This is a genomic window from Streptomyces sp. NPDC007164, from assembly GCF_040634135.1.
Lineage (GTDB): Bacteria > Actinomycetota > Actinomycetes > Streptomycetales > Streptomycetaceae > Streptomyces > Streptomyces sanglieri.
The window spans coordinates 1-5874 of sequence record NZ_JBEYFB010000110.1 but is presented as its reverse complement, the minus strand read 5'-3'; the positions used below and the strand labels follow the sequence as shown (position 1 = coordinate 5874).

The window sequence follows — 5874 nt, the reverse complement described above, 5'->3', positions numbered from 1 at the left end:
GGTGCCGGCCGGTTCCCGGACGGCACCACCACGACGCGACGATCGACGGCAGGTGATACGGCTTCTACGCCTGAGTACCGCCTGCTGCCGGGGAGAACGGTGTGTCCCGCTCGGGGCGGGAGGGGCTGCGGCTCCAGGGGGTCGCCCCGTCGGCGTCGGGAGCCAGCGGGGTGAACCGGGCCGGAAGCGCGGTGAGCGTGCGGTGGACAGCCCCGGGACGGTAGGTCAGCCTGCCGATGGGAACGGCCAGTTCGATGTCCGGCAGGTAGGTCAGCAGCCTCTCGATGGCGGCGGTGGCCACCAGCGTGGCGACGTCACGGGCGGGACACGCGTGCGGACCCGCAGCGAAGGCCAGGTGCGCCTTGTTCCCGGAGCGGTAGCCGTCCGCCGGAACGCCCGTATGGGGGCAGGTGTTGGCAGCGGCGTACGACACCATGACGGGCGAGCCCGCGCGGAGGCGGGCACCGTGGAACGTCACGTCCTTCTTGGGGAAGTGGACGCTGAAGTTGGCCAGCGGCGCGTCGTGCCACAGCGCGTCGTCGATGGCGTGCTGGATGGGCAGACTCCCGGTGGTCAACGTGCCGAAATAGCGGTCGTCGCTGAGCATGCGCACAAGCGCGTTGGCGATGAGGTTGCCCAGCGGCTCGTTCCCGGCCCCGAGAGTGATGAGGATCTGGTTGACGGCCTCCTCCTGGCTCAGCCCATTGGGATGATCGATGAACCAGGAGGTCAAATCGTGGCCGCGCTGCGCCGCCTTGGTCCGGTAGAGCGTTTCGAGGTAGGCGCCGAACGACTGCCCACCCACCGCCTGCGTCTTCGGATCACTGTCCATCATCGCCCCCAGCGCCCACACGAGCCGCCGGCCCTCCTCGTCCGGCATGCCGAACAGAGCGTTGAAGACCATCAGGGGCAGCTGCTGCGCATACTGGCCGACGAGGTCGACCGTCCCGGTATCGGCGAATTCCTGGAGCAGCGTGTCGGCGAAGCGGAACGTCAGGGCGCGTACATCATGCGGATCCAGGAGACCGAAGCTGTCCGTGATCACACGTCGCAGATGCGCGTGCGCCTCGCCGTCGGCGAAGAACAGACTCGGCCGCCACTCCACCAGAGGCCGGATCGGGCTGTCCTCCGGCACCTGCGGCAGCCAGCCCCGGGTGTCCTTGGTCCACGTGTCGGCGTCCTGGAGGAGATCGAGGGCGGCCCGGTAGTCGGTGACGATGTTGACCACGACACCGGGGGCGACCTCGGCCACGCCTACCGGCCCCTGCCGGCGCAGCAGTTCATAACTGCGCTGCGGGTTCGCGGCGTGTTCGGCCCCGTGCAGGGACACGGGGGCTTCGGTTGGTATGAGCGTCACGAGGCTTTGACTCCGGCAACGGATATGGAATGGGCGGTCAGTTGGGCAAGCGCGTTCAGGCCACTGTTCTTCTCTCGTGCGTCACAGGTGACCAGCGGAGTCTCCGGGGCGAGGTCTAGCTTCGAACGGATGAGCGCCATGTCGTACTTGGGTGAGTCGGGGAAGACATTGACAGCCACGGCGTACGGCAAACCGCGCTCCTCGATGAGTTCCATCACTTCCCAGGAGTCCTTGAGCCGCCGGGTGTCGACCAGGATGAGGGCACCGAGCGCCCCGAACGCGATGCCTTCCCACAAGGGAAGGAAACGGCGCTGCCCCGGAGTCCCGTACAGATACAGAACGATCTTGTCGCCCGGCAGCGTCAGACGGCCGAAGTCGATGGCGACCGTCGTGGTGGTCTTGTCACGCAGCACGTCGTGGCTGAGGTCATCGGTGGCGACCGCCGCGTTCGTCATGACCTCGTCGGTGTGCAGCGTCGGAATCTGCGACAGCGACTTGACTACGGTCGTTTTGCCGATACCGAGCGGACCGGCAACGAGGATCTTGATCCTCCGGTGCTCTCCCTCGGGCAGGTAGACGGGAGACGGGCTAGGCGGCAAGGAGAGCGTGGAGTCCACTCAGAACCTCTTCCAGGACTTCTTTCGACGGTCGGCCATCATTCGACGCACGGAGGGCATCCGGAAGCGGAACGGTGGCTTTTAACTGACCATCACTGACAAGTTGTTCGGCGAGCACCAGAGTCACGCTGACCGGGAGACCGAGATAGCCGGCCAGCTCGACGACACTGAGAGAGCCGTCGGTCAGCAGCTCGATCACACGCTGGTGCACCGCCGTGTGATACCTGGCCAGGGGCAGACCACTGGCCCGCAGAGCGGCCAGCGAATCGAGAGTGCCCGAGAGACCGGTACCGGGACTGGTCCCCGTCGCGAGGTACGCCGGCAGCAGCCGCCGCTGTTCCTGGCCGCGACTCATGACACCCCGTCATTGACGCGGGCGGGAACGGACATTATCTGCTCCCCGAGCTTCATCGCCTGACGGGCCATCGTCGCCGCGACCACCCCCATGGGCATGTCCTGATCACCCGCCGCCGCGATCAGGGTGTTGGTTCCCTCGCCGACCGGCATGACCATGTACGTACCCCGGTCGTTGTGCGAGGTGACGGTCGTCAGCGGAGTACTGGGAGGAGCCCCCAGAACCGCGTTGGTGGCGGCGCGGGACGCGGAGTGCAACGCGGCGGTCATCGCACCGATACCGTCCGCCTCGTCCTTGGTGAGGTTCTCGGAAGTGGCCTGGACCATCCCGTCGAGAGTCATGGTCAGAGCGTGCCGGACACCACGGATCTCCGTGATCGGCTTCAGGACCCAGGAGGACGGTCCGGACTCTTCATAGGCTTCAGACATGATCACAGTGTTTGCTCCGAATCGGTGACGGACCGGCCGTCGGTGAGGCCACTTTGGAAATCGCTCCAGATGGCACCGGTGCTCTCCGGATCCAACGGGCGGGGCGCTGCGGCGGCGGCCTCGTCATGGGTGGCTGTCGCCGAGAAACGGCGGCGACGCTGCGGCAACTCCGCCGCGGCGGAGGGCGCGGGCGAGTGGGCCGGCGAATCGGCAGCAGCGGGCCGCTTGTGGGCCTGCGGCGCCACGGCAGGCTGAGGAGCCATGACCGACGGAGGCGTGACGTTCTCGTCGATCGAAGTCAGCAGGTTCTCGGGAACGGACACCACAGCGCGCACCCCGCCATAGGGAGAGGAAGTGTCGATGGACACATGAAGGCCGTAGTCGGCGACGAGACGGCCGATCGCGGCGAAACCCATGGACGGCGGATCACCGAGCTCAAGGAGCATCACCTCCTGCTGCTCACCCGAGATCAGACTCCGCCCGCGCGCGAGCGCTTCGGAAGTCATACCCTTGCCGGCATCGTCGATCGTGATGCACACACTGCCGTTGCCCGTCTGGACCAGGCCGACGTCCACCATGAGATCGTCACGGGAGTGCTCCAGCGCGTTGGCCATCAACTCGGCGCACACCACCGCAACAGGCTCGGCCGCGCGCCCGACCACACCGATGTTGGAAAGACCCAGCCGGGAAACGATATTGATACGGTCGAAACCACGCAGCCGGGAAGAGGCGCCACTGACGACCTCACTCACATAGGTGTCCTTGCGGACGTGCCCCGGCCAGCCTCCGCACACGATGGCGGACCTCTGCGTGAGACGCAGGTTCTGCTCATTGATGTGGTCGGACTCAAGCAGACTCTGCGTCAGACGGGGCGGCGCACTGAACTCGTGCTGCAGACCCACGATATTCGTCTGCAACCGGTAGGAAAGAGCCTGGGACTCCTGAGTCGCGCCACGCAGGGCAGCACGGGCAGCGGCGTCTATGCGGCGCCGTTCCTTGAGGACAATGCCGGAAACCGCTTCGGGCAGCGCATCGAGAAGCCGCGCGGCCTCCGACCCCGCGAGATGCTTGTGCAGCAGCCCGGGGACGGGATGATGAGAGCTGATCAGGTGCAGCGCGAGAGCGGGAAGCCGGTCGGAGACGAGATGACGCACCTCGCCGAGAAGCTCCGACTCGCGAATACCGAGTTCCTTCGCACGGGACTCTGCGGCCTGCTTGTTCTGCACCTCGGTCCGGGCACGGCCCTCAGCAGCCTGCGCACGGGAATCGGCGGCCTGCGCCTCCGCGCACCACGTTCTGCCCTGTCGCATGTGTATACGGCGCGAGCGCGCCAGGAGCAGCGCCCAGACTGCCAGGAGAAGAGACAAGACGCCAAGGGCAACGGCGATTTTTGAGGACAAGGTCACGGAGGGTGGTCCTAGGGGTCGATCGAGCCTTCGAAGAACAGCGCAGCGGGTCACTCCCCCGCAGGGGAGTGAGCGCGGCCTTCGGAGAACTGGCGGAAAGGAGAAACAAGGTGGCAAGTGAACAGCGCGTGGACCGCCCGTGCGGCGAACGAGCGCCACCGCGGACGACAGCCGGGCCGACGCGAGACCCGCTGAGCCGCCCGAACCGGCCAGAGCCCCATCGCCGCGATCCCCACGGGCGACGACGGCTGCCAGGCCGGCCCTTCCACAACTCCCGCCCCCGGAAACGCTCGCAGGGCGAAGCCTGCTGAACACAAACGAACAGGTTCATCAGAGCTCCGTTGAGGACTGCGAACGTCGGCTGTCGGGTGCTTCCCGCCGTCGCACGCAGTCGACTCGCGGCCTTGCCACTACCTAAAACGCGGTCAGCTTACTGGAGTTGATCTGTACACGCGCCCCTGGTAGGGCCCGCACAGTCAGGAACCGGACGATCTTCGCCCGCCGGGCTCTCACCGATCGCCCGCAGCTCGGACAACGGCGCTTTCCGGCAGCGGGTTCCGGCCGGCGGCCGAGGTCGCCTCGCCGGCGGATTGATGGCGTTTCCTGCCATTCGGCGTGGAGCGCCGGGCCCTGACAGCGAACACCGACGAGCCCCCCAAACCGCCCACACCAACCCAAACCACTCGCACCCACCCCACGCGCGGGCGAGCCTGCCGCAACACACCTCGAATCCTGAACATCCGGCCTGAACCACGCCGCCGGCCGAACACCACAAGGCCCGGAGTCGGGAAACCACCCCACTCCGGGCCATTGCGCACCAAGCCACACCGGACAAGCCTTCCGAACCCCGGACCCCGGACCCCGAACCCCGAACCCCGAACCCGAACCCCGAACCCGAACCCCGAACCCGAACCCCGAGGCGCCGGCGACACACACCGACCGAACCGCCACCCCGCGAAACAGAGCCGCGGACAACGGCAGCCCAATCAGTGCCGGTCAGTCCGCGAGCTTGCCCTTGAACACATGGCTGGCGTAGTCCATGGAGATCCGGTACTTGGTGCCGGGAATGACATCCGTCGCGAGCACCCGCCACTTGCCCACATCACTCTTGACAAAGCTCTTGTACTTGGTGCACTCCTTGCCGCCGCCGGCCGGGTAGAAACAGATACGGACACGCAGCGGGTTGGCACTGCCCCACTTCGTGATCTTGAGGTTGATGTCCCCACAGACCTTGGGACTGGCGGTGTAGTACGGCCCGAAGCTGTGCTCGGCCTCGTCCGTCCCCATGTTGAACGTCTCGCTCGTCGCACTCCCGTAGCAGGTCACGGCCGCACCCGACGCCGTCCCCGAGCGCTCGGGAGCCGATGTCGCGGCGCTCACCGAAGCACTGCTCATCGCGCCGGTGACCAGGGCCAATCCGCCCGTCAACACGGCGATCCGGCGAGTGATCTCACGCATGGTGTGATGCCCCCTGTCGTGTTCTGCCCCTCCCCACCGGAGAGACAACGCGAGTCTCCTGGAAGCCACTTGGGCGGGGTACCTCACACCTCATAGGGTTCGAACACGGAGAAACCGGCCCGACGCCGTGCTCCACCAGGAGACAGACGAGCGCCCTCCCGCCCCCGTTATCTTTTTCGCGGTCCTGCAAGAGGGCCGCTGGCCTCCGGGCCCGGCATGACTGTGTCCCCCTGTCGAAGGAATGACCTGGGGG

The 5874-nt window shown here is 66.7% G+C and carries 6 protein-coding genes; all 6 read right to left on the bottom strand.

Features of this window, described 5'->3' with window-relative positions; genetic code table 11:
- Positions 1 to 64: 64 nt before the first annotated feature.
- The 6 genes from ABZ622_RS41525 to ABZ622_RS41500 all read right to left on the bottom strand — a co-directional run bounded on the left by ABZ622_RS41525 (position 65) and on the right by ABZ622_RS41500 (position 5621).
- Positions 65 to 1357, bottom strand: coding sequence for a cytochrome P450 (locus ABZ622_RS41525; protein WP_360552467.1), 1293 nt, complete (start codon positions 1355 to 1357; stop codon positions 65 to 67).
- The gene (locus tag ABZ622_RS41520; protein ID WP_360552469.1) at positions 1354 to 1905 is read right to left on the bottom strand and encodes an ATP/GTP-binding protein; all 552 of its coding nucleotides are present in this window, start codon (positions 1903 to 1905) and stop codon (positions 1354 to 1356) included. The genes ABZ622_RS41525 and ABZ622_RS41520 overlap by 4 nt, the downstream gene beginning before the upstream one ends.
- Positions 1906 to 1945: 40 nt before the next feature.
- Positions 1946 to 2329: a DUF742 domain-containing protein gene (locus ABZ622_RS41515; RefSeq protein WP_124723166.1), complete on the bottom strand. Its 384-nt coding sequence runs from the start codon at positions 2327 to 2329 to the stop codon at positions 1946 to 1948.
- A complete protein-coding gene (locus ABZ622_RS41510) occupies positions 2326 to 2757 on the bottom strand; it encodes a roadblock/LC7 domain-containing protein (RefSeq protein WP_266920952.1) in 432 nt (143 codons plus the stop codon). Before ABZ622_RS41510 ends, ABZ622_RS41515 begins: the two co-directional genes overlap by 4 nt.
- Before the next feature lie 2 nt (positions 2758 to 2759).
- Complete coding sequence (locus ABZ622_RS41505; RefSeq protein ID WP_360552465.1) at positions 2760 to 4163, bottom strand: ATP-binding protein; 1404 nt, start codon at positions 4161 to 4163, stop codon at positions 2760 to 2762.
- 996 nt (positions 4164 to 5159) lie between these two features.
- A complete protein-coding gene (locus tag ABZ622_RS41500; RefSeq protein ID WP_360552463.1) occupies positions 5160 to 5621 on the bottom strand; it encodes a hypothetical protein in 462 nt (153 codons plus the stop codon).
- Between the last annotated feature and the right edge of the window lie 253 nt (positions 5622 to 5874).